The sequence below is a fragment of the Streptococcus sp. FDAARGOS_192 genome, from assembly GCF_002073815.2.
In the GTDB taxonomy this organism is placed as follows: Bacteria; Bacillota; Bacilli; order Lactobacillales; family Streptococcaceae; genus Streptococcus; species Streptococcus salivarius_H.
The window spans coordinates 703,276-726,994 of the sequence record NZ_CP020431.2 but is presented as its reverse complement, the minus strand read 5'-3'; the positions used below and the strand labels follow the sequence as shown (position 1 = coordinate 726,994).

At 39.2% G+C, this 23,719-nt stretch carries 19 protein-coding genes; 14 read left to right on the top strand and 5 right to left on the bottom strand.

Going from position 1 to position 23,719, the window contains the following annotated elements:
* Nucleotides 1-50: 50 nt before the first annotated feature.
* The 5 genes from A6J31_RS04475 (at nucleotide 51) to A6J31_RS04450 (ending at nucleotide 4,678) form a co-directional block, all read left to right on the top strand.
* Nucleotides 51-908: an alpha/beta hydrolase gene (locus A6J31_RS04475; RefSeq protein WP_080610533.1), complete on the top strand. Its 858-nt coding sequence runs from the start codon at nucleotides 51-53 to the stop codon at nucleotides 906-908.
* A 363-nt stretch (nucleotides 909-1,271) separates the two neighbouring features.
* Nucleotides 1,272-1,988 carry an ABC transporter ATP-binding protein gene (locus tag A6J31_RS04465; protein ID WP_070577234.1) on the top strand — a complete coding sequence of 239 codons (717 nt, stop codon included), beginning with the start codon at nucleotides 1,272-1,274 and terminating at the stop codon, nucleotides 1,986-1,988.
* Between the two features lies 1 nt (nucleotide 1,989).
* On the top strand, nucleotides 1,990-3,072 hold the full coding sequence (locus A6J31_RS04460; protein ID WP_070577235.1) for an ABC transporter permease: 1,083 nt from the start codon (nucleotides 1,990-1,992) through the stop codon (nucleotides 3,070-3,072).
* A 23-nt stretch (nucleotides 3,073-3,095) separates the two neighbouring features.
* On the top strand, nucleotides 3,096-3,719 hold the full coding sequence (locus tag A6J31_RS04455; protein ID WP_070577236.1) for a TetR/AcrR family transcriptional regulator: 624 nt from the start codon (nucleotides 3,096-3,098) through the stop codon (nucleotides 3,717-3,719).
* 194 nt (nucleotides 3,720-3,913) lie between these two features.
* Nucleotides 3,914-4,678 (top strand): nucleoside phosphorylase, encoded by a 765-nt coding sequence (locus A6J31_RS04450; protein ID WP_080610532.1) that lies wholly within the window; start codon nucleotides 3,914-3,916, stop codon nucleotides 4,676-4,678.
* 61 nt (nucleotides 4,679-4,739) lie between these two features.
* Here the strand turns inward: A6J31_RS04450 and A6J31_RS04445 are convergent, their stop codons facing one another.
* Together A6J31_RS04445 and A6J31_RS04440 are read right to left on the bottom strand one after the other, a co-directional pair.
* The gene (locus tag A6J31_RS04445) at nucleotides 4,740-5,375 is read right to left on the bottom strand and encodes an HAD hydrolase-like protein (RefSeq protein WP_080610531.1); all 636 of its coding nucleotides are present in this window, start codon (nucleotides 5,373-5,375) and stop codon (nucleotides 4,740-4,742) included.
* A 72-nt stretch (nucleotides 5,376-5,447) separates the two neighbouring features.
* Nucleotides 5,448-8,162, bottom strand: a complete 2,715-nt coding sequence (locus tag A6J31_RS04440; RefSeq protein ID WP_080610530.1) for a DEAD/DEAH box helicase family protein — start codon at nucleotides 8,160-8,162, stop codon at nucleotides 5,448-5,450.
* Between the two features lie 707 nt (nucleotides 8,163-8,869).
* On the opposite strand from A6J31_RS04440, the gene A6J31_RS04435 reads away from it, so the two are divergent.
* Nucleotides 8,870-9,838, top strand: coding sequence for an iron-siderophore ABC transporter substrate-binding protein (locus A6J31_RS04435; RefSeq protein WP_080610529.1), 969 nt, complete (start codon nucleotides 8,870-8,872; stop codon nucleotides 9,836-9,838).
* 46 nt (nucleotides 9,839-9,884) lie between these two features.
* Here the strand turns inward: A6J31_RS04435 and A6J31_RS04430 are convergent, their stop codons facing one another.
* From A6J31_RS04430 to A6J31_RS04420, 3 genes are all read right to left on the bottom strand, one after another.
* The gene (locus A6J31_RS04430) at nucleotides 9,885-11,225 is read right to left on the bottom strand and encodes an MATE family efflux transporter (protein WP_080610528.1); all 1,341 of its coding nucleotides are present in this window, start codon (nucleotides 11,223-11,225) and stop codon (nucleotides 9,885-9,887) included.
* Nucleotides 11,226-11,275: 50 nt separating this feature from the next.
* Nucleotides 11,276-12,820, bottom strand: a complete 1,545-nt coding sequence (locus A6J31_RS04425; RefSeq protein WP_080610527.1) for a hypothetical protein — start codon at nucleotides 12,818-12,820, stop codon at nucleotides 11,276-11,278.
* Between the two features lie 174 nt (nucleotides 12,821-12,994).
* Nucleotides 12,995-14,653, bottom strand: coding sequence for an NFACT family protein (locus A6J31_RS04420; protein WP_080610526.1), 1,659 nt, complete (start codon nucleotides 14,651-14,653; stop codon nucleotides 12,995-12,997).
* Between the two features lie 518 nt (nucleotides 14,654-15,171).
* Between A6J31_RS04420 and A6J31_RS04415 the strand changes: the two genes are divergently transcribed.
* The 8 genes from A6J31_RS04415 to A6J31_RS04375 all read left to right on the top strand — a co-directional run bounded on the left by A6J31_RS04415 (nucleotide 15,172) and on the right by A6J31_RS04375 (nucleotide 23,710).
* Nucleotides 15,172-15,972 carry a TraX family protein gene (locus A6J31_RS04415; protein WP_048790284.1) on the top strand — a complete coding sequence of 267 codons (801 nt, stop codon included), beginning with the start codon at nucleotides 15,172-15,174 and terminating at the stop codon, nucleotides 15,970-15,972.
* Nucleotides 15,973-16,104: 132 nt separating this feature from the next.
* Nucleotides 16,105-16,653, top strand: a complete 549-nt coding sequence (locus tag A6J31_RS04410) for a DJ-1 family glyoxalase III (RefSeq protein ID WP_048790285.1) — start codon at nucleotides 16,105-16,107, stop codon at nucleotides 16,651-16,653.
* Between the two features lie 341 nt (nucleotides 16,654-16,994).
* Nucleotides 16,995-17,768, top strand: coding sequence for a dihydroorotate dehydrogenase electron transfer subunit (locus A6J31_RS04400; RefSeq protein WP_238799541.1), 774 nt, complete (start codon nucleotides 16,995-16,997; stop codon nucleotides 17,766-17,768).
* Nucleotides 17,769-17,777: 9 nt separating this feature from the next.
* Nucleotides 17,778-18,734, top strand: a complete 957-nt coding sequence (locus A6J31_RS04395) for a dihydroorotate dehydrogenase (RefSeq protein WP_173014508.1) — start codon at nucleotides 17,778-17,780, stop codon at nucleotides 18,732-18,734.
* Nucleotides 18,735-19,074: 340 nt separating this feature from the next.
* On the top strand, nucleotides 19,075-20,517 hold the full coding sequence (locus A6J31_RS04390; protein WP_070475982.1) for a HEPN domain-containing protein: 1,443 nt from the start codon (nucleotides 19,075-19,077) through the stop codon (nucleotides 20,515-20,517).
* Nucleotides 20,518-20,762: 245 nt separating this feature from the next.
* Entirely contained in the window at nucleotides 20,763-21,458 is a 696-nt protein-coding gene (gene pyrF / locus A6J31_RS04385) for an orotidine-5'-phosphate decarboxylase (protein WP_070839112.1), read from the top strand.
* 87 nt (nucleotides 21,459-21,545) lie between these two features.
* Entirely contained in the window at nucleotides 21,546-22,175 is a 630-nt protein-coding gene (gene pyrE / locus A6J31_RS04380; RefSeq protein ID WP_004182503.1) for an orotate phosphoribosyltransferase, read from the top strand.
* Between the two features lie 83 nt (nucleotides 22,176-22,258).
* Complete coding sequence (locus A6J31_RS04375) at nucleotides 22,259-23,710, top strand: amidase (RefSeq protein WP_070839115.1); 1,452 nt, start codon at nucleotides 22,259-22,261, stop codon at nucleotides 23,708-23,710.
* Nucleotides 23,711-23,719: the final 9 nt, after the last annotated feature.

The window sequence follows — 23,719 nt, the reverse complement described above, 5'->3', positions numbered from 1 at the left end:
AGACTTGATGATTATCTAACTTATTCATAAAGTAAATCAGAAAGGTGTTTATGATTAAAAAGACGTTTTTTGGTATTCTTGCAATGCTTGCCCTTGTTTGTGCAGGCAGTTGGTATTTTATTCACCAAAACCAAGCGCAGGCCGTAAAAGCAGAAGCAAGAAAAACATATATCCAATCAAGCCGTCCGACCATCTTTTTTCATGGTTGGGGTTCAAGCAGTCGTGCAGAAAGACATATGGCTAATGCGGCTAAAAAAGCTGGCGTTACTCAGACCATCATCGAAGCTAAGGTAGCTGAGGATGGGACAGCCACTCTAAAAGGAACCATTCCTAAAGATGCTGTCAATCCGATTGTCCTAGTCAATTTTGACAATAATCGAGGGGCTAGCACTCAGGATCAGGGCAACTATGCCTACGCTGTTGTCAAAGCTCTCCAAGATACTTATGGAATTACGGAGATAAATATGGTTGCTCACTCATACGGGAATATGGCCATTGTCTACTATATGCTTCAACACGGCAGTGATACGAGTCTACCTAAACTGGTCAAACAAGTGGATATTGCTGGTCACTTTAACGGAATCATCGGTATGGATGAACCGGAAAATATCACACTAGATGACGAAGGAAAACCATCTAGCATGACAGAGTCCTATCAAGAGCTTTTGACTCTTGGAAATCACTACCCTCAAGGTCAGGTTGAAGTTCTGAACATCTATGGCAATACAGGTAAAGGGAGTGATGAGCGCGTGACCAATTTGTCTAGTCAATCTTTGGGCTACCTGCTTAAAGGACATGTCAAATCCTATCAAGAAAAGGAAATCACAGGTCCTGATGGCCAACACAGTAAACTTCATGAAACAGCTTTAGTTGATGAGCCGATGATTACTTTCTTGTGGGGCAAATGAGTTTATAAAGAAAACAAAAAATTCTAGTAGAATTTCTACTAGAATTTTTTTATATAAATCCCAATCCGGACTTGAAAATTTCTTGGTTTGGGTCATATAAAAATACGTAAAATAAACTTCCATTGCTAAGGTCATCAAGGTTGCAATCGTGATGACAACTGTTGGATAGGCAGAAAAAAGAAGGGAAAGAGCTAGCCCAATAAGGAAGATTCCTGGTTGGATACCATAAAATGTCTTATTATAGCGAAGGTAGCTCTTGTTGTTCTGAAAAAAATTAAATTTTCCACTTGACAAGTGAGTATTCACTCACTATAATGTCATTTGTAATCAAAAGTGAGTAAACACTCACTAAGGAGGATGCATATGAAAACATTGCTACATTTACAAGATTTACAAAAATCTTTTGGTGAACAACTGGTGTTAAACCACGTTGGTTTTGAATTACAGTCTGGGGAAATCATTGGTCTAATCGGTCCCTCAGGTGCTGGTAAATCAACCATGATTAAAACCATGTTAGGAATGGAAAAGGCAGATAGCGGTATTGCTTTAGTCTTAGAAAATACCATGCCCAATCGTCATATTCTAGGAGATATTGGCTACATGGCTCAGTCAGATGCTTTATATGAGGCTTTGTCAGGACAAGAAAATCTGGAATTTTTCGGTCAGCTAAAAGGACTTTCCAAAAAAGACTTAACAACAGAAATTGCCCATGTGTCTCAGGTGGTAGATTTGACAGATCACTTAAATAAGGCTGTGTCTGGTTATTCCGGAGGGATGAAACGACGTTTGTCGCTGGCGATTGCACTTTTAGGAAATCCGCAACTTTTGATTTTGGACGAACCGACAGTTGGAATCGACCCTTCTCTTCGAAAGAAAATTTGGAAAGAGTTGATAGCGCTCAGAGACAATGGTGTAGGAATCTTGGTTACAACCCATGTCATGGATGAAGCAGAGCTGACAGATAAGGTCGGACTACTATTAGGTGGAAAAATCATTGCCTTTGATACACCATCCAAGCTAAAAGAATCTTATGGTGTTTCAAGTATTGAAGAAGTCTTTTTGAAAGCAGAAGGAGAATGAAATGAGAACAATTGCCATTGCAAAAAAAGTTATCAAAGAATTGCTTCGTGACAAACGAACCCTTGCCATGATGTTTGTGGCTCCAGTCTTTATTATGTGGTTGATGAACCTCATGTTTTCGGCTAGTACAACCGTGAACGTCAAGCTAGCAACGCAGGATCTACCAACTAGTTTGGTAAGTAAAATGGATGACTTAGACCATGTCAGTGTGAAAACATACAAAGACTTAGATCAAGCCAAAGAGGCTTTAAACGATGAAAAAGTAGATGCAGTTATCTCTTATAAGGATGGGGAGTACCATGTAGACTATGCCAATACAGATGCCTCTAAAACTTCTGTGACCCGACAAGTATTACGTACCAGTATTGCCAGTGAGGGTACCAATCAATTATTAACTCGAGTCAAGCAAGCTCTTCCACAATTACAAATTGATGGAAAAACACCAGAAATTAAGGAATCTTATGAGTATGGGAATGAAGATACTGGCTTCTTTACCAAAATGATTCCAGTCTTGATTGGATTTGTGGTTTTCTTTTTTGTTTTCTTGATTTCAGGGATGGCACTTTTGAAAGAACGTACCAGCGGAACCTTGGATCGCTTGTTAGCGACACCAGTCAAACGTTCGGAAATCGTTTATGGTTATATGATATCTTATGGACTTATTGCTATTCTTCAGACAGCAGTAGTTGTCATGGCTGCCATTTGGTTGTTAGATATTGAAGTTGTCGGAAGTCTATTAAATGTTATAATAGTTAATGTGGTACTGGCTCTTGTAGCACTAGCTTTCGGAATTCTCTTGTCTACTTTGGCAAAATCAGAATTCCAAATGATGCAATTTATTCCTCTTGTGATTTTGCCTCAACTCTTTTTCTCAGGAATCATTCCACTTGATTCAATGGGAGAGTGGGCAAAAACAATTGGAAAATTCTTGCCATTGACCTACTCAGGTGATGCAATGAGTCAGATTATTCTTTACGGACGTGGAATTGGAGATGTCGTACCTAATATTGGTGTTTTACTTATTTTCCTTATCGTTTTGACAATTCTCAATATTGTCGGATTGCGTCGTTATCGTAAAGTTTAAAATATAAATATACGAGGATGAAAATGAGCGAGAGTATTTTTGAGTCGTTTGAAGCTTATCTAAAAGAGGCAGACTATCCCAAAGGAAAGAAAAAAATCATGCAGTCAGCGGTCGATTTGATTTCTACTAAGAGTTACAATGGGACCTCCACCCTACAAATTGCCAAACATGCGGGACTTAGTCAGGCAACGCTCTTCAAGTATTTCAAGACCAAAGAAGATTTATTAACAGCTATTTTACATCCTATTGTTCCAGGACTTTTCGGTCGTTTTTTTGAGGAACTTTTGGCCTTTAACACGACCGAAGAAAAGGTTCATTATCTTGTCCATAATCGCATGGCCTATCTCAAGAAAAATAGTGCTTTGATGAAAATTATTCTACAGGAAATTTTTTCAAATAAGAAACTGAGAAAGGAACAACTCTATATTTGGAACACTCTTCATGATAAACTTTTAGTACTCCACAAGGAATTGATAGCAGATTCACGTGTGAATCCTGAATTAACAATTCCACAAATGGTTCGTATTTGTGTGGGTCCCTTGTTGGCCTACTTTGCTCAACTCTATATCGTTGGGGACAATAGCGAAATAAGAGAAAAAGACTTAGAATTGTTGGAAAAGCAGATTTTAGGTGGCTTGTGGAAATAAAAGCTGACTTAAATCATATTTCTTTAAATAGCATACAAAAAGACATGTTTCTGCCTGAAGCAGATTCATGTCCTTTTTAGGTATTATGATTAAATCATCTATTTTTCTTGATTATAAGCTAATAGATTTTATGAAATCATATAATCAGTTTGCATTTTTTGATATAATAATTCTTAAAACTTTGGAGGCAACAGATGATATACAAACATGAAATTCCTATTTTAGAGTTTGACGACAATCCTCAGGCAGTGATTATGCCGACCCATGAGGATTTAGATTTGGACTTGCCGGCTAGGTGTGTTTACGGCTTTTTAGAGGAAGAAGTAGAACGCTATGCGATATCAGTTGGCGCTGAAAAAGTTGGCGAATTTGTCTCTGCCACCAAAACCTATCCTGTCTATGTGATGACTTACAACGGGAAGAAGATTTGCTTGGCTCAAGCTCCAGTTGGCTCAGCTGCAGCTGCACAATTTATGGATTGGCTAATTGGTTATGGTGTAAAGCAAATCATATCAACTGGAACTTGTGGTGTCTTGGTAGATATGCCAGAGAATGTTTTTTTGATTCCGACGAGAGCTTTGCGAGATGAAGGTGCAAGTTACCACTATGTTGCGCCATCTCGCTACATAGACATGAATGAAAAAGCTCTTGGAGCCATTGAGAAAACTTTAAAGCAAAAGAAAATCTCCTATAAAGAGGTCATGACCTGGTCGACAGATGGCTTTTATAGGGAGACACCAGATAAGATTTCCTATCGTATTGAAGAGGGCTGTGGCGTTGTAGAGATGGAATGTGCTGCACTTGCAGCAGTTGCTCAACTTCGAGGAGCTATTTGGGGATTACTACTCTTTACGGCAGATTCTCTTGCAGATATTGACAATTACGATCAAAGAGATTGGGGTTCAGAGGCTTTTGATAAGGCTTTAGAGCTTTGTCTAGATATCATTGTCCAGATGTAATCCTAATTCAATAGAAAAAAGAGCATGACTATATAATCGTGCTCTTTTTAGATGTAAATTATTATTTCAAAATATCCCAAAGTTCTTGGGTAGTATCAGCTATAAAATCAGGATTTTCTGCCAAAAGAGTTTCGTTTTTCCCAAATCCCCAGGTCGCTGCTATTGTTTTGATGCCAACGGTTTTTCCACCAATCAAGTCAAACTTGGTATCACCAACAATGACCGACTGCTCTTTAGGTGCTTGATTTTCAGTAATGGCACGCTGCAAGACATCAGCCTTGTGAAAGGCACTAGGAGTAGATCCATAAATGCCATCAAAATATTCAGTAATTCCAAGGTGTTTGCACATTTCCAGAGCAATAGGTTCATTTTTTGAAGTTGTAATAAAGATTTTCTTGCTAGGATCTTGACTAAGTTGTTGGAGGATTTCTTTTATGCCATCATAGAGGTGAGCCTCCAATTGCCCTTTAGTCTCATAATAGTCACGATAAATTTTGACAGCTTGGGCTGCACCTTCTTCACTAACCTCTTCTTTAAAAGTTACCTCGAGAGGTGGTCCCATAAAGGTGCGAATTTTCTGATCACTAGGAACAGGAAGGCCTAGTCTTTCAAAGGTTTGAACAAAACCATTGTGGATTCCCTCAGAACTATCAACGAGGGTACCATCAAGGTCGAAAAAAATGTGTGTGAGTGTCATAGAATTCTCCAATATAGTATCTTTGATTTATTGTAACATGTTAAACCAGTTAAAGGTATTTAGGGACATTTATCATTCTAAAGTTGACATGACTTTTTTATGGGTAACAGTACGTTCTTGCTTATTTCCAAGTGCTTTGATACGAGCTTCCAGTAGAATAGGACGTCCTTGAACACTTCGCGTATAAATAAGATCATATTTTCCAACACTTTTTTGGATGTGTCGGAGGAAAGACTCTGCATCTGCCTTACGCTTTTCAAACATACTTGGAACGGCAAAAAATTCGGTTTGATCTTTCACCTTGTGACAAGACTTTAGGATATAGCGTTGATTTTCGATAGGAGCGAAAAACTCAGTCAAAGCCTGAGCAAAGATTTCTTTCTCCCTCATGTTAGCACCCTTGAGATAGATGGAGTTATAAATCGCCCGTTTACTATCTTTTGCCACTCTAGGAGCAGATTCTTTAGTCTCAATTTGACCTGAATCAAGAAGCGCTTGGTGGATAGCTTTGCCAAAAGTTTCCAAACGTTTATAGGGACTCTTATAGATAAAGTATCTTCCCCAAAAGACAGCCAGTACAGGTAGCGCAAGTAAGAATATCGGTAGGCTTTGATTAAACGGCTTCCCAACAATTAGATATCTTCCCAAATCAATAATAAAATAAGTGGCAGCAAGGGTTTGGGAAATAAGTAAGGCCTTCATCCAATCATTAAGGTATGCCAGAGGTAGAAATTGTTTGTCGACCTCAACCTCATTAGCAACTTCCATTTCTTCGTTAAGCGGTAGAGCTTGTTGCCAACGGTCTTTAAGTTCCTCACGTTTTTGAGAAAGTGTAATGGCTTTTTGGTTAAGCTTTTCTAGTCCCTTTTGGCTAAAAGTTATTTGATTGAGTTCAAGTCGATCAATGCCAGATTCGATAGTGAGCTCTGTATAATGGAGACCAAGAAACTGTGTCATACGCCTATCTAACAAGTCTAGGTCAGGACTAAGTCCATACAATTGTAGCTCTAATGTCTCGTCATATTTTTCTTCGGCATTTTGAATCTCAATCCATTTCTTTGGTGATAAATTAATAGAAACCAAATGCCAGATATTACTTGTTTTATTAGGATTGTCAGGCCAAACACGGATGGCACGACCTCGCATCTGATTGCTTAGCATGAAACTTCCAACATAACTAGCTAAAATAAGGGAGTTAACACAAGGTGCATCCCAACCTTCGCCCAATAAAGACTTTGTCCCAATAATCACTTTGATATATCCATCTTGGAAAAGCTGAGTAAGGGCTGTAACCAAATCATGATAGGAACCAGAAATACTGACCTTAAGATAGTCCTCTTGGCTCAACTGTCCAATAACATCATAGGATAAACGAGAATTAGGAATGAGTCGCTCTAGATGTTCTTTAGCTGAAGTTGGAATAATCACTAAACTTCCTGTCAATACAGCCACAGGTACTGTCCAAGTCTGTTCAATCATTTCTCTTCGAATAGATTCAAAGTAAGAGAGGACACCTAGTTGGGTAAATTGAGCATTTTTATCACCTAAATGAACTTGAAAATCCTTACGTATAAAGTCTGTCAAAACAAGTTGACGAAGATTACTTCCTAGAGCCTGGTATTCTGCCTTAAAAATATCTCTAACAGCATTGAGTTTTCCCAATGATTGATTGAGCAGGACATCTTGTTTCTTATTCCGGATAAGTTTAACTTGATTTCTTTCGATAAGACCGTTTGCTTTCAAATCACTTTTCAGTTGGTTAAAGGCCTCCTCAGTAAATCCAAACCAATTTGGAACTTGAAAAATAATGCCATTAAGCAAGGTTTCAAACCACTCAAGGGTAAAAGTTGGTAAGGTTTTTGTAGCCAGAAGCTCTTGAAAACGTTGTGGGAAAGGCAAGTTTTTAGACCTTAAGAAAATCAGGATAGCAGAAAGATATTTAGGATTGGCCAATAGGTCATCATCACTGATTTGGCCCCCTAATGCCGGACTAGACTGAATAGTGTTCGAAAAGTTTATATCTGAAGACAGTTTAGTTAGAAAGTTAAGTTTCTGCTTTTCAAACTGATCTAATTGTGTTCGTTCTTCCTTAGTTGGAAAGGCGAAGTAGACATAGTCCTGGTGAGGACAGAGCGTCCCTTCCTTAACCAGTTCAGGCACAGTAATTTCTTCATCAATCTCACCACACATGCTAATGTAACGCTCCCAAAGAGCAGGTTCTCCCTCGTATGGAGGGGTCGCTGTCAAGGAAATCATCTTAATTTTAGGAAAGGATTTACGAAAAATCTCTAAACTCTTCCACCATTCATTTCTTAAATGATGGCACTCATCCAAACAAAGAGTCCCTAAATCTAGGGCCCCAAAAGTTTTTCGTATATCGAAATCTTGAAAATTAAAATGCTCTTGTTGAGCTGTATCATCTGTGTCTTCGATAAGACCATCACCAACAACTTGGTTCATGGCACTATGTAATGCCTGATAAGTTGCAACCGTAATCATTTTAGGCCTTTTTAAATCCTGTGAAATGAGTTGTTCTACTAGATTGTCATCACTTAAAAAAGCTTGTTTAATCCGATCTATCCATTGTTGACGGATGGTAACTGTCGGAACTAAAATTAAAGTTGGATTACCAAAACGCTGTATAAATTCAATTCCTAAGGTTGTTTTACCAGAACCAGGAGCAGCCACCAAGTGAATCTTTCCATCATCCATAAAGCTTTCGGCTTTATCAAGAACACGCCGTTGGTACTGTCGCCATTGTCCCTTAAATGAAAGCTGATTTAACATAATTTCCCTCCAATGTTACTAACTATTATATCATAGTGAAGATAGATAGAACTGGCCATATGGATAAGCATGAATAGTAACATTTTTATAATATACGTCTCAAATATACAGCCAAAAACACCCCAAAATTGAGCTTTTGGAGTGTAAATCACGGGGTGCAATAATTAAGTTTTTAACGTAAACGAAGAGTTAGTTACGTTTTGGTTTGACTGCCATGCCTAGGCCGAGTGAAAAGGTTGTCAATGTTATTTAAGGCTTTTTTAAGATATTTTTAAATGAATTTTCAGTGTATTTTAATACCTATCTCACCGAAAAAATACTAGTTAGGGACGTTTAAATTCGTATTGCTAATCTAGTAAAATCCATTTCAGTCTGTAGAGCATCATTTGATATTCACAGAACCCCAAAAAAATTGATAAAATAAGGCGTAACCTATAAAGAAGAAGGCTTCAAAAAAGAGATCTCTTACTTAAATATTTAAAATTCAAAGAGGATGATATAATCTGACATTTAATGGCGTACAAGATGTCCTCTGAAAAAGAAATTGCTGTTTTTTACTCAAAGGTTATAGTTGATTTCCTATAATACCTCTTAGGAATCAAAAACATTCAATTCCTTCCAAAAAATCTTAGTCATAGATTGACATTAAAGAAGTTTTAAGATAACTTTAAAGTAACGATTTAATCCGATCTTATCGAGGAGTTGCCATGAAAAAAACAAATCTTCTTTATTTTTTAGCTATTCTGGCCATCATATCTGGTCTTTTACTATATTACTTGCCAGACATGACGTCTGGACATAATGCAGAGTCAAATCAAACAAGTCAAACTTTTAAGGAGAAGACGATTGTTCATGATTTTGGTACGACAAAGTTGAAAAAAGTTCCTAAACGTATTGTTATCCTCGACAACCTCTATGGTGAAATCTTGAATCCTTTAGATATCACTCCTGTAGGTGCAACAACTGGTCAAGCTGATAGTCAAGAATTTTCAACCCTCTTTAAGAAACAATACAAGGATGCCAAGGTGGTTTCAGTTGGTTGGCAGGGGAGTCCAGATTTGGATAAGATTGCTGAGTTAAAACCTGATTTAATCCTTATGACAGGCGAGCAGGAAGACCTCTACGAGGAGCTGTCTGAGATTGCACCGACTGTTGGTTACCAAATTAATACAGATGAAAATTGGGACTATCACGAAACCTCATTAAAGGTAGCAGAAATCTTCGACAAACGTGATGAGATGAAGAAGGACCTGGATAGAGTGGATGCTAGGGAGGCTGTTTTCGCAGAGAATGTCAAAGCTAAGTTTGGCAATCAAAAACTCATGTATCTGCGCGTGACAGACAATGACATCCGTTATTACGCTTACGGGCATTTTGGTTATCTGTATGATACTTATCATTTCAATCGTGCTGAAACCTTCAACCCAGATGATATGTTCCAAGTTATCGATCCAGATAAACTAAAAGACATTAATCCGGACCTCCTGATTGTTCAAGCAGATTCTCAAGAGCTCCTAGAAAACAAACTTAAAAATAACCCTGTCTGGAGTAGCTTAAAGGCAGTTCAAAATAACAAGGTAATTTATGCTGATTACTCAACCTACATGCTGGGCTTTGGGATTGTCTCCCAAGAGGCCATAATGAAACAGATCTCTGATGAATGGGGATTAAATTAAACTAAAAACGACCGTGATGGTCGTTTTTTCTATGTTTAAAAGTAGTCTAACTGATAAACAAGTGTCGAATATGTTTCCTCAAGGCAATATAAAGTTGAATGGTCATGGGAATCCAAATCAAGGGCTCGCATAGGATAACGCCAAGGTAGCCCATAGAAGGAATAACCAAAAGAACAAAGAGAATTTTTCCAAAAAGCTCAATGAAACTAGAGGTTAAAGGTGTCAGTTTTTTACCTAGGCCTTGGAGACTATTTCTGAAAATGAAAAGCATTCCTAAAATAGGATAAAAGAGAGAACTGATACGGAGGTAGCGACTGGCGTTGTCAATAATCACAGTATTTTCAGAACCAGAGATAAGACCAGCCAAGAAGGGACTTGCTATATAGAGAAGGACACAAGCAATGACAGACCAAGTGATAGAAACAAGACAAGATTGTTTTAAACCAGCCACTATGCGTTTAAACTGTTTGGCCCCGAAGTTTTGTGAGGTGAAGGTGGTCACCCCAGCAGCAAGTGAGGTCAAAGGGAGAACTGCGAAAGACATGATACGCCTTGCTGCAACCTGAGCACTGATAATAAGAGGTCCAAAGCCGTTAATGGCATATTGTAAGGTCACAGTCCCAATTGAAACAATAGAATTCATAAGTCCCATGGCCATCCCTTGTCCAAAAAGGTCCAAATAAAGGCTTGAATCAAGAACAAAGTCTGACTTGCTTGGTAGAAGGAAGGTCACTTTTTTCTTAATATAGTACAGACAGAGGATAGCTGAAAGTCCCTGTGAGATAATTGTCGCTAAGCCTGCTGATTGAACACCAAGATGAAGTTGTGTAATAAAGAAAAGGTCTAAAACGATATTGACTAGTGCTGAAAAAATCAGAAAATAGAGGGCGGTAAGACTATCCCCAACCGCTCTGAGGAGTCCTGCACACAGATTATAACCCAAAGTTACTCCAACACAGGAGACAATCATAGAAATATACTGGTAAGATTGCCCAATAATAGAATTAGGGGTTCCTAAAAAAGTCAGCAAAGGATAAAGACCAAAATGTCCTAGAATCATAACCAAGGCACTTAAGCCTAAACCAATCACGACGGTGGCCGCCACAGACTGACGAAGTTTCCTAAAGTCTTTGGCACCATAGTAACGTGCGATAACAACACCCATACCATTTCCAACGCCAAGAGCAAATCCGATAACCAAATCAAAAATAGCAGAAGAAGCACCTACTGCAGCCAAGGCATCTGGACCTAGAAAGCGACCCACAATCATGACATCAGCAGTATTGTAGAGTTGCTGGAAAATATTGGATATCAGAATTGGTAGAGCAAAGATTAAAAGAGACCTCAGAATTGGGCCTCGTAAAAGATCAACTGACGCATTTTTCATAGACTTATTATAGCAAGATTGTAATTGTGAAACAATGTTAAAAAGCCATCCTAGGATGACTTTCGACTATTTTTTAGATAGCGGCTAAGTATTTGTGTCACATGGTTGTAGCCCGCCGCAATCATTGGAATTTGTAAGTAAATATAAGGTAGGGTGTACTGGCTTTTAGTCTCAGATATGAGGTGGAAGAGGATACCTCCAAAGAGATAGAGAAAGGCATAAAGTCCCAACGTTGCTCCGTCCCCCATTCGTTTATAAGTGAAAGCGTAGTAGAACACACCACCAAGATATAGGACTAGGAGATAGCCTTGCATATAGGTTACGAAAAAGAGATGCAGGGTCCCATCGTGATAGATGGAAGTCGCAAACCTATTCCACAAAGGCTGAAACTTGTCTTTACTTGGGCCATTCCAGATGGACTGGAAGCTTCCCTCTGTCCAAGAACTGATAAACTTGGTGCTGAAAAACCAACTGGCTTCATCGGGATGTGCTAGGAGATATTGAACACGCTTATCAAAAAGGTGATTGGCACTTTTTTCAATCTTTTCGATATTTCCCTTTTTCTTGGCGTATATGTCACGGACATAGCCGGTATACCATCCTGGCATGCGTTTAGAATCGGGTTTGTCCTGTAAGCCCATAGCCAGCCAAGCAATCTGTGGCGTTCCAGGAATTTTTTGATGGGTGGTAATCTCATAGTAACTGGTCGTCGCCTTATGCAAGGTCATAGGAAAGGCAAAGAAAGCCAAAACTAAAAGTAAATAGCGATACCGTTTTTCTCTAAGGATTAAGAGTATTAGAATACAAGATAGAGCAATAATGAGAATGATGTTGTTGCTCCTTACCCAGTAGGCCAAAGATAGCATGACCACCGAAAGAATCGCATTCCTAGCCTTACCACGTCTTAAGTAACGTAGAAAAAAGAGAATAGCAAAACTAGAAAAGAACAAGCCATACATAAGTCCATAGGCAAACATAATGTTAAAGACTAAGGGCAAGAAACCAAAGCTCATGATGACAGCCAAACGACTAACTAAAGGCCTCGAAAACAGTTCATCTGTGATTTTCCAAGTAGCATAGTTCATACCAATGACCATGCCAAGATTCAATATATAGAAAACAGAGATAACTGGTAAAGGAATTAGATAGAGAACCAAGCGTTCAAAACTAAGCAATCCCAACTGATGAGGATAGCGGTAGAAGTAGGCTCCTGGTTTTATTAGAGAGAAGTCACCAGCATTAAACTGGACCGCCCCTTTAAAGACAGTACCTGCATCGTCTCGACCAGCAAAACTGGTCAGAAAAATTAACAGTAGGCCAAAACTTACAAAGCAAACGGAAAAAAAGATGAAAATCTGCTTTGTTGTCAGTTCCTTTAAGATCTTGGGCCAGAGAAGGGTCAAAAGCAGAATGGCCCCACCTGAAACATAAACATACCAAGGAACGCTACTAATCTCTGCCCACTCAAAGTATCCCGTCATCATGGTCGTGCGAATGAACAAAGTAGTCACAAATAATAGCCCAAAGACTAAGAGCCCCACATAGCGCCCTAACCATTCTAAAAAAGAACTCGTATATGACATAAGAGCCTTCATGTTGAAAGTCTCCTTTAATATAGGTAATTACCCTTATAGTTTAGCACAGTCGTCGGAAAAATGTAATGAAAACAAGAAGAAAATCCCATTCATCAACGAAAGAAATTGATCTAATGAAGACATAGAAAAACTCTCTCGTTTCAAAAACAAGAGAGTTTGATTTTGTAAAGCAGACTATTTCATCCGCATACTATCAATTTTTTCTTCAGTCGGTGTGACACGTAAGGTCTTTTGTCCCGTATAAGTTACAAATCCAGGCTTACCAGCCGTTGGTTTGTTGAGTTTCTTAACATCAATCATATCGACTTGAACCAAGTTTGATAGACGTGCCTTAGAGTAGTAGGCTGCCAATTCAGCCGCATCTGTCTTGACCTCGTCAGTTGGGTTAAGATTGTCCTTGATGACCACGTGACTCCCTGGGATATCCTTTGCGTGGAACCAGAGCTCACCCTTTTTAGCCATCTTGAAGGTCAACTCCTCATTTTGCAGGTTGTTACGACCAACCATGATAATGGTCTTACCATCAGAAGCCAGATACTGTTCAGGTTTCTTGCGTTTGTGACGTTTGTCAGTTGAACGACGCTTCATAAAGCCAGCCTGAACAAGCTCCTCACGAATATCCTCGATTTCATCCATGTTGGCTTGAGAAAGACTGAACTCCACACTCTCCAAATAGTCAATAGTCTGCTTGGTTTCCTCAATCAAACCAGTCAAGTGCTTAACAGCTTCCTTGAGTTTCTGGTATTTCTTGAAGTAACGCTGAGCATTTTGGTTAGGCGTTAGAGCCACATTTAGAGGAATCGTAATCTTTTCACCAGTGTAGTAGTTGTCTAGCTCGACACTATCCTTATCATTTGGAACCATGCTGAGGTAGGTGGTTAAAAGCTCACCTTTTTGACGGAACTCCTCAGCATTTTCAGTCGCCGCAAGCTCTTTTTCCTGTTTAACAAGTTTCTTCCTGTTTTTTTCCAGTTCATTTTGCACACGATGAATCAGATCACTCGCTTGTTGTGCCACACGGTCACGCGCCGCCTTGTCCAAGTAGTAGTAGTCCAAAAGGGCTGACAAGGTTTCAAACTCAGGTTGGTCCTGACTATCTGAGAATCTTACAGCTGAAAATGCTTTAGCCGTTAAGTTTGGCTCTACTTCACGATTGAAGAAGGCATGGAAATTCTTGAGTTTATCAGTCTCAAGTAAGGTTGATAATTCATTGGCCGTGTCACGCCCCAAACCTTGGAAAAGTTTTTGAAGGTTTCTAGCTGACAAATCTTCAGTCTGTAGGATCTCAAAGAGTTTTTCGTCTGGAATGTCAAAAGGATTTTTTGCGTCTGTCTTAGGAGGAGCAATATAGGTAGACCCAGGCAGAATAGTGCGGTAACTATTTTGTGAGAAACCAACATGTTTGATAGACTCAATGATTTTACTCTCGTTCTTGTCAATCAGGATAATGTTAGAGTGTTTCCCCATGATTTCCATAACAAGAGTAACCTTAACGCTATCACCGATTTCGTTTTTGTTAGAGACGGAAATCTCAAGAACACGGTCATTTTCCACTTGCTGGATATCCTCGATAACCGCTCCCTGAAGGTATTTCCGCATAATCATGGTATAGGTATTTGGATTCTGCGGATTTGGCAAGTCAGCCTTGGTCGTCTGAATACGCCCAAAGACAGGATGAGCCGAAAGCAGAAGCTTGTAATTCTGACGATTGTTACGAATGGTCAGGACCAACTCACGCTCAAAGGGCTGATTAACCTTCTGGATACGCCCGTAAAGCACTTGCTCACGCAACTCAGTCGTCATATGATGAAGAAAAAAGCCGTCAAAAGACATGATGTACTTCCTTTCTTGTTATTGATAATAATTGTTTTATTTTAAAAATAAAATTTTCTGTGAGACTTTCCTTAGGTGTTGGCGGACGTCAGCGAACTTTTACAAAGTTCCATGACTAATTTTTGAGCCTACCTAACGTCTCAAAAATTCCGAGCGCCTGAAACCTTCTAGTTTCAGGCGCTTTTAACACAGCGGAAAGTCTCAGTTAATTGCTCGCTCTGCTCGCAAAAAAAGATATTTCAAAAACTTGCAGAGTTTATGGGCTTTGTTAGTTTTTTTAAATAATTTGCATACGTTATGAACGTAAATATTGCCTAACTATTATAGCACAAAGAGAGTAAAAATGCTTTGGATGGGTAGTCGAAATTGAGTTTGTTATTATTATGAACCATTCTTTATTACAAAAATTGTTCCGCTAAAATAGTTAAAAAGTTATGTCTTTTATTTCCCTGAATACCTTTGAATTTATATCTGACTTGTGGTATCATTTAATATGCTGAAAATTAAAGGAGCATTAAATGAACGATATAAAAAAGATATGCAATGCGACTAATTTAAAATACCTAGCTGTTGCACTTATGTTTTTGGACCAAATCTATCAGATGTTCGGGAGTATGGGGGCACCTATATGGTTGACGATGTTGGGACGTCTGTCTTTCCCAATTTTCCTCTTTCTTGCTGCTGATAGTTTTCACTACACTCATGATCGTATGGCTTTTCTCAGGCGTCTGCTTTACATGAGTTGGTTTATGATCATTGGCAACGCCATCATTGGTAGTATTTTTCATAATGGTAGTATCAGTTTAACTAACAATGCCTTTTCAACCTTCTTTATTACTGGGATTTTTATTTGTTCTTGGGATTTGTTGGCTAAGGGGCTTCGCGATAAATCAAACAAGGAGTTGATTCAAGGGATTGGTGTTTTTCTCTTGCCGATTCTTTCATCTATTCCAGTTGTGATTCTTGCAGGCATATTTGAAACGCCACATGCAAACCCAATCGTTGTGCAGATTGTTGCCTTTATCTTGTCACTTGTGCCAAGTATTATCATGGTTGAGGGTGGCTTTGTAATGGTTATTTTGGGGTTGCTATTCTATATTTTCCGTACCAATCGTATGGCTCAAATCATTGTTTTAGTTGTTATTTCAGTGATTGCCCATCTTTTTGACCCGACAGGCGTTCAGTGGATGATGATCTTTGCGGCAATTCCTATGTATTTCTATAATGGTGAACGTGGTAGTGGTAACAAGAATTTCTTCTATATTTTCTATCCAGCCCATATTTATCTCTTGTGGATCCTAGCAAGTTTGTTTAGATAAAATGACAAAGACAGTCCTTGTGCTGTCTTTTTTCATGTTCAAAGTCAATTTTTATGGTTTGTTTCCTGCTTCTAAAACTGCTATAATTTAAGGCGTAATAGAATCAAGTGATAAGTCAATTGGAGGTATATCATGACAAAAGTAGCAGTAGTATTTGCGGAAGGATTTGAAGAAATCGAAGCCTTGAGCCCAGTGGATGTCTTCCGCCGAGCAGGATTTGACTGTAGCATGATAGGACTTGAAAGTACGTCAGTGACTGGCTCACATGGAATTCAAGTCGCTATGGATGGTGTATTTGATGGTAATTTTGCGGATTATGACTTGGTGGTCCTTCCTGGAGGTATGCCTGGCTCAACTAATCTACGCGACAACCAAGCCTTGATTGCCTCTCTTCAAGAAGCTTCAAAAGCTGGAAAATACGTTGTTGCCATTTGTGCAGCACCAATTGTTCTCGAACGTGCTGGTCTTCTTGAAGGTCGCAAATTCACATGTTTCCCAGGTGTTGAAGAACAAATTGCATCTGGCGAGCATCAAACTGACTTGGTGGTTGTTGATGGCAATATTGTCACTAGCCGTGGTGCCGGAACAGCCCTAGCCTTTGCCTATGCCTTGGTTGATTTGTTGGGTGGCGATGGTCAACAGTTGGCTCATACTATGGTTTACGACAGATTGTTCCAATAATCTTATTTTAAGACGGTTATCCAATATTCTTAACACCTATTGTTAGGAATATTGATAATTTATGTTACCCTATGAGATGATTGAGAACGTATCAAACAGAGGGCCTAGTTATAGGCTGGAGAGACCTTAGCTTAGTTTTTAGAGCTTTGGTTTTTTCTTTTCTCCTTTGACATCCGTCTTGAAAACGGTTATAATAATCACAAAATAACCTTTAAATGAGTCCAGAGAGGCTTAAAAGGTCGGACAGAGTGAAACAGCAGGGCTCTCCTGTGATTTTTTGTGCGACCTTGCCATGTGGCGAGGTTTTTTTGATGACATTTTGCAGTTTAGAAAGGGTTGTCATGATTTTAGTTGAAGATTTAACCATTGTGAGTCAGCGTGAGATTGCACCTCGTATTTTCGAGATGGTGCTAAAGGGAGAGATGGTTGCAGATATGCAGGTTGGACAGTTCGTCCATCTCAAAGTGCCAGACCCAAGCAAACTCCTTCGTCGTCCGATTTCCATTTCAGAGATTGACTATGACAAGAAAGAGGCAACCATTGTCTATCGAGTGGAACGCGAGGGAACAGCTATTCTGTCTAAGATGGTAGCTGGGCAAACCATCGATACCATGGGCCCTCAGGGAAATGGTTTTGATATTTCAGTTATTGAGGCTGGGCAGAAAGCCCTCCTAGTTGGTGGAGGTATTGGTGTGCCACCTTTGGTTGAGACAGCTAAACAGTTGAAGGCTAAGGGAGTGGAAGTTGTATCAGTCATTGGTTTTGCCAATAAGGATGCTGTCATTTTGGAGGATAAACTCAGAGCTTGTGGTGAAGTCTACGTGACGACTGATGACGGTTCATACGGTATCAAGGGTTACGTTTCGACAGTTATTGATGGTTTCGACTGGACACCAGATGCCGTGTATAGTTGCGGAGCCCCAGGCATGCTTAAATATGTCGATAGCAAGTTTGAAAATCACCCTCACGCCTATGTTTCTATGGAAGCCCGCATGGCTTGTGGTATGGGCGCTTGCTATGCCTGTGTGGTTCACGTTAAAGGAGAGTCGGACGCCAAAAATCTTCGTGTTTGTGAAGAAGGGCCAGTTTTCCCTACTGGAAAAGTCATCGTCTAGGAGGTTACTATGTCAGAGATGAATTCAAAAAATCGTTTAGCTATTAGCCTTCCAGGGCTCGACTTGAAAAATCCTATTATTCCAGCCTCAGGTTGCTTTGGTTTTGGTCAAGAGTATGCCAAGTATTATGATTTGGATAAACTAGGGTCAATCATGATTAAGGCTACTACCGCCAACCCTCGTTTTGGTAATCCAACACCCCGTGTGGCGGAAACACCATCAGGCATGCTCAATGCCATTGGCTTGCAAAACCCTGGTGTTGATGCTGTCTTGTCTGAAAAACTCCCTTGGTTGCAGGAGCATTATCCTGAGCTTCCAATCATTGCCAATGTAGCTGGATTTTCAAACGAAGAATATGCAGAAGTGTCTCATAAGATTTCCAAAGCCAGCAACGTCAAGGCGATCGAGCTCAACATCTCGTGTCCAAACGTGGACCATGGCAATAACGGCCTACTCATCGGACAAGTTCCAGAGCTTGCCTATGCGGCAGTAAAAGCCAGCGTCTCTCACTCTGATGTGCCCGTCTATGTCAAACTGACACCGAGCGTGGCTGATATCACAAGTGTCGCCAAAGCAGTCGAAGATGCCGGTGCGACTGGTTTCACCATGATTAACACCTTGGTCGGAACACGCTATGACTTGGCTACTCGCAAACCTATCATTGCCAACGGTCAAGGTGGTATGTCTGGGCCAGCCGTCTTTCCAGTAGCCCTTAAACTTATCCGCCAAGTTGCTCTAGCTTCAGACCTTCCAATCATCGGTATGGGGGGAGTCGACAGTGCCGAAGCAGCTATCGAAATGTTCATCGCTGGTGCCTCAGCCATCGGTGTCGGAACAGCCAACTTCGCAGATCCCTATGCCTGCCCTAAAATCATCGATCGCCTCCCTGAAGTCATGGACAAGTACGGTATCACAACACTTGAAGACTTGCGTAAGGAAGTTCGAACAGACTTGTTGGGGAAATAGAATAATTGATTTAAAAGTAAAAAGATGGAAACTAAAACTTCCATCTTTTTTATTGGTGACTTTATGTTCAATTCTTTCTCTAGCGTTGTGAATAAAATATATCATTATAAAGGCGTTTAAATAATCGAAGTTCAGTTAATGCCAGATTATATCTATATATTAGTTAGTATTCTACCTCGAATGGGTGAACTATTTTTTCTAGAAATACTAAGTATTCTTGGAGTATAATATCATTATTGATAGATAAAAGATTTTTTGTATTGTAATTTCTTGAAGCTATGTATTTGATTTTTTAAATTTAGAAACTCAGAAAAACGTTTAAAAAAATAAAAGGAGCATTATGAAATTTAAAGATTATACTTGGGACAAAGAGTTTGATATAAAAGGTTATTTTTCAGAATGTCCAGATAATTTCAATAGTAAGAATAATTTGAGCGGTATTTTACATTATTCTTCAAGAGAAATTGTATTAGAATTATTTGGCGAATTTGAAGAGGACCTAGGTATTTCTTTTAATCTTGGCAAGCATTTGGAAAAAATATATGGATTCACTAGTGATGGCAATATTTTAATTTTAAACACTTATGGAGAACCGATGGTATATTTATCATATCCTGGTTTTTCAATAACTAAATATAGAGTTAAAGACTTTAAAATCTACAGTGTATTTTATAATGAAGTAGAAAACTTTGACTATAATTCAGAAGCCTTTAAGAAATTAATAAATGAATTAGATTCTGAAAAAGTAAAAGAATTTAAATTTAGTTTCGAACACATTGAGGAATGGATTGCCAAATCACTGGTGACCATTAAGCGTGATAAGAATCAAACTATTTTTAAGAGTGCAGTACATAAATATCAATCAACAAAAGCGTTAATAAAATCAGTAGGAATGAACTTTGAGGATTCAGCAATACTACATTCTTCGTTTACAAACATATCATTTACAAGTGATTATTTTATTAAACTTACTTCAGCTGATTCAAAAAAAAGACTTTTTAATGATTTTTATCATGCTTCATGCAAGATTAAGGACCTTATTGAAATTTTATCAAATATACCTTTGTCTTTTACTAATATTGAATTTCTAGTTGATTATAAAATGGTAGATGATAAACGTTTGCCACTGACAAAAGGAAAATTCTTTGTGCAACATGCTAGAAAGTCTAAAAAATGGAAATCAAATTCTCAGCAAGATATCTCTTTAAAGAGATTAGAGAATAATTTTGAAGCTATTTTAAATCATTGGTTTGATAAATCTGAGGAACTTGATTTTATAGTTAAACAATTTTCAAAAAATCTTCATGGTAACTTATTCTTGGAAAATCAGTTGGTTGATGCAATCAGAAATCTAGAAGTATATTCAAGAAATTTTAAGAATTTTAAAATACCGCAACGTTTATCTGATATTGAAGAAGAACAAAAACGATGTTTGCTCAATTTTATAAATACAAATCTCTTAGAGGAGGTTAGAGGTAAGTTTAGAAATAGATTGAAATTTAATAAGAAAGAACCAAGTCTTTCTGAACGGTTGAAAAATTTATTTGATTCAATAGATGAGCTTAATCAGTCTAAAATTTTTTCAAATGTAGAGAGAGAATTGCTGATAAAAAAATTAACTCAAACACGCAATTATTATACTCACGGTGATTCGAAGGATAAATATCCAAAATTGATAACAGATATCAGTGAGATGTACGAAACAACATTGCTTCTTCGAGAAGTTTTAAGATATTATATCTACCAAGAATTAAGAATGAAATATGAATATATAGGTTTCTAAAGACTTTGAAATAAGTTTTAAAAATTTCATTAATGTACTACAGGATAGAGATTAAAGATACCCCCTTTGACATTCCCTCATAAAAGCGCTATAATGGAACAAATTGAACTGAACCTTTAATCGAGTCCAGAGAGGCGAGAAAGGTGTACTGAGATGCTACGGCATCACTAAAGGGTAGGGACTGCCCTATTTTCGTGCAACCTTCGCTGACTGGCGGAGGTTTTTTGTGTGAAAGGATATAAGAAATGAGAGAAAATCGTCCTGTTATTGCCCTTGATTTCCCGACCTTTGAGGATGTGAAGGCTTTCCTTACTAAGTTTCCTGCTGATGAAAAGCTCTATGTGAAGATTGGTATGGAACTCTACTATGCTGCTGGGCCTGAGATTGTACGCTACGTTAAAGAGCTTGGCCATAGTGTTTTCCTTGACCTTAAGCTTCACGATATTCCAAATACTGTGAAATCAGCCATGCGTGTCTTGTCTAACCTTGGCGTTGATATGACTAATGTGCATGCGGCTGGTGGTGTGGAAATGATGAAGGCTGCGCGTGAAGGCTTGGGAGATGGTCCAATCTTGATTGCTGTAACACAGTTGACCTCTACCTCTGAAGAGCAGATGCGTGATTTCCAAAATATCCAAACCACACTTCAAGAATCTGTGGTTCATTATGCTAAAAAGACTGCTGAAGCAGGTCTTGATGGTGTTGTCTGCTCAGCACATGAAGTAGCAAAAATCAAAGAAGCAACAAATGAAGATTTCGTTTGTTTGACACCTGGTATTCGTCCAGCAGGAGCAGCAGTTGGTGACCAAAAACGTGTTATGACACCTGCCGATGCCCGTCAAATTGGTTCAGATTACATTGTTGTTGGTCGTCCAATTACACAAGCTGACGATCCAGTAGCAGCTTATCACGACATCAAGGCCCAATGGAACGGTCAATAAATTTTCAAAAAGACCTTATTTCATAGGAAAATAGATGGAATTAGGTTATAATAAAGAATAGAAAACGCTTTACGGAGGATAATAATTATGACATTAGCATCACAAATCGCATCTGACTTGCTCGATATCAAGGCTGTTTACCTTAAACCCGAAGAACCATTTACATGGGCATCAGGAATCAAATCACCAATCTACACAGACAACCGTATTACATTGTCTTATCCAGAAACTCGTACACTTATTGAAAATGGTTTTGTGGAAAAGATTAAGGAAGAATTCCCTGAAGTAGAAGTGATTGCAGGTACTGCAACTGCTGGTATTCCTCATGGTGCGATTATCGCTGACAAGATGAACCTTCCATTTGCCTACATCCGTAGCAAACCAAAAGATCACGGTGCTGGTAACCAAATCGAAGGTCGTGTGGTTAAAGGCGAAAAAATGGTTGTTGTTGAAGACTTGATTTCAACTGGTGGTTCAGTACTTGATGCTGTAGCAGCTGCAGAGCGTGAAGGGGCTGATGTTATCGGTGTTGTGGCTATCTTCACTTACGAATTGCCAAAAGCTGAGAAAAACTTTGCGGATGCTGGTGTGAAATTGGTTACTCTTTCAAACTACACTGAGTTGATCAAAGTCGCTAAAGTTCAAGGCTACATCACAGCAGATGGACTTCAACTTTTGAAGAAATTCAAAGAAAATCAAGAGACTTGGCAAGACTAATTATCAAGATTTAAGGCGGAACGTTTTAGGCGTTTCGCTTTTTTTAGTATAATTTAGGAAAAGATAAGCAGGGAGAGTATAAGATGACAATTAATGAGTGGTCAGATGCAACGGCAATGGCTGAAGCCGTGCAAAATAAGACGGTCAGTCCCCGAGAACTAGTGGAGGCTACCATTCGTGAAGCAGAGAGGACGAATCCTAAAATCAATGCTATCGTCAGTCAACGCTACGAAAAAGCATTGAAAGAAGCAGAAACTAGAGACTTTTCAGAAAGGCCTTTTGCTGGAGTTCCAATTTTCCTAAAGGATTTGGGGCAGGAGCAAGCTGGTGAGCCGTCAACTGCAGGTTCTCGACTATTTACAAGTTATCGTGCAACGGAGACGGATAATTATGTTAAGAAACTTGAGAAACTGGGATTTATTATTTTAGGGCGTTCTAGCACTCCTGAGTTTGGCTTCAAAAATATCAGTGATGCTCAGATTCATGGTCCTGTTAACCTGCCCGACGATGTGACACGTAATGCTGGCGGGTCAAGTGGTGGTGCGGCAGCTCTTATAAGTTCTGGCATTTCTCCCTTGGCACCAGCTAGTGACGGTGGAGGTTCTATCCGTATTCCAGCCTCCTTTAACGGACTTATTGGTCTTAAGCCTAGCAGAGGACGGATTCCTGTCGGTCCTAGTTCTTTCCGTGGCTGGCAGGGTGCATCTGTCCAGTTTGCCTTGACTAAGACTGTACGAGATACAAAACGCTTGCTCTATCACATGCAGACGTGTCAGATGGAAAGTCCCTTTATTATACCGAAGCTTAGCAAAGTGTCTTTAGAAGAACCAGTTAAACCTTTGAAGATTGCTTTTTCGACTCTCTCTCCTATTGGTGGTAAGGTGTCTGAATCTGCTATTGCAGCGACAAAAAAAGCTGCTAGAAAATTGGAAAGTCTAGGACATTATGTGCATGAAATCAGCGACCAGCCCTTGAATGGGGTTGAAGCCATGCAGTCTTACTACATCATGAATAGTGTCGAGACGGCTGCCATGTTTGATTCCATAGAGGCTGGTTTAGGACGGAAGATGACCCTTGAAGATATGGAGTTGATGACTTGGGCTATTTTCCAATCTGGGCAAAAGATTCCTGCTAAAATTTACTCTAAAATTCTAGCCCAGTGGGATCAGTATAGCCATCAGATGGCGAATTTTCATGAGACTTACGATATTCTTCTAACACCAACAGTTGCGGATGTGGCACCTAAGCATGGACAGTTTGCCCTTTCTGAAAACTTACAAAATCAACTCAAACATATGGCTGATTTTGACTGGCCAAAGCAGCAGGAACTTATTTGGGAAATGTTTGCGGACAGCTTAGACTGGACACCTTTCACGCAACAAGCTAACCTGACGGGACAACCATCGATTTCTTTACCTGTCTATCGGGACGAGCAGGGTCTCTCACTCGGTGTTCAACTGACAGCTGCCAAGGGAAGAGAGGACCTCCTCTTACACTTGACCCAACAGATGGAAGAATGTTCGGTTTTTAGCTAGACATTCTCA

Excerpts from the sequence above, each read along its gene's own strand:
- A6J31_RS04475 (WP_080610533.1), top strand. The coding sequence starts at position 51 with ATGATTAAAAAGACGTTTTTTGGTATTCTTGCAATGCTTGCCCTTGTT.
- A6J31_RS04465 (WP_070577234.1), top strand. The coding sequence starts at position 1,272 with ATGAAAACATTGCTACATTTACAAGATTTACAAAAATCTTTTGGTGAA.
- A6J31_RS04460 (WP_070577235.1), top strand. The coding sequence starts at position 1,990 with ATGAGAACAATTGCCATTGCAAAAAAAGTTATCAAAGAATTGCTTCGT.
- A6J31_RS04455 (WP_070577236.1), top strand. The coding sequence starts at position 3,096 with ATGAGCGAGAGTATTTTTGAGTCGTTTGAAGCTTATCTAAAAGAGGCA.
- A6J31_RS04450 (WP_080610532.1), top strand. The coding sequence starts at position 3,914 with ATGATATACAAACATGAAATTCCTATTTTAGAGTTTGACGACAATCCT.
- A6J31_RS04445 (WP_080610531.1), bottom strand. The coding sequence starts at position 5,375 with ATGACACTCACACACATTTTTTTCGACCTTGATGGTACCCTCGTTGAT.
- A6J31_RS04440 (WP_080610530.1), bottom strand. The coding sequence starts at position 8,162 with ATGTTAAATCAGCTTTCATTTAAGGGACAATGGCGACAGTACCAACGG.
- A6J31_RS04435 (WP_080610529.1), top strand. The coding sequence starts at position 8,870 with ATGAAAAAAACAAATCTTCTTTATTTTTTAGCTATTCTGGCCATCATA.
- A6J31_RS04430 (WP_080610528.1), bottom strand. The coding sequence starts at position 11,225 with ATGAAAAATGCGTCAGTTGATCTTTTACGAGGCCCAATTCTGAGGTCT.
- A6J31_RS04425 (WP_080610527.1), bottom strand. The coding sequence starts at position 12,820 with ATGAAGGCTCTTATGTCATATACGAGTTCTTTTTTAGAATGGTTAGGG.
- A6J31_RS04420 (WP_080610526.1), bottom strand. The coding sequence starts at position 14,653 with ATGTCTTTTGACGGCTTTTTTCTTCATCATATGACGACTGAGTTGCGT.
- A6J31_RS04415 (WP_048790284.1), top strand. The coding sequence starts at position 15,172 with ATGAACGATATAAAAAAGATATGCAATGCGACTAATTTAAAATACCTA.
- A6J31_RS04410 (WP_048790285.1), top strand. The coding sequence starts at position 16,105 with ATGACAAAAGTAGCAGTAGTATTTGCGGAAGGATTTGAAGAAATCGAA.
- A6J31_RS04400 (WP_238799541.1), top strand. The coding sequence starts at position 16,995 with ATGATTTTAGTTGAAGATTTAACCATTGTGAGTCAGCGTGAGATTGCA.
- A6J31_RS04395 (WP_173014508.1), top strand. The coding sequence starts at position 17,778 with ATGTCAGAGATGAATTCAAAAAATCGTTTAGCTATTAGCCTTCCAGGG.
- A6J31_RS04390 (WP_070475982.1), top strand. The coding sequence starts at position 19,075 with ATGAAATTTAAAGATTATACTTGGGACAAAGAGTTTGATATAAAAGGT.
- pyrF (WP_070839112.1), top strand. The coding sequence starts at position 20,763 with ATGAGAGAAAATCGTCCTGTTATTGCCCTTGATTTCCCGACCTTTGAG.
- pyrE (WP_004182503.1), top strand. The coding sequence starts at position 21,546 with ATGACATTAGCATCACAAATCGCATCTGACTTGCTCGATATCAAGGCT.
- A6J31_RS04375 (WP_070839115.1), top strand. The coding sequence starts at position 22,259 with ATGACAATTAATGAGTGGTCAGATGCAACGGCAATGGCTGAAGCCGTG.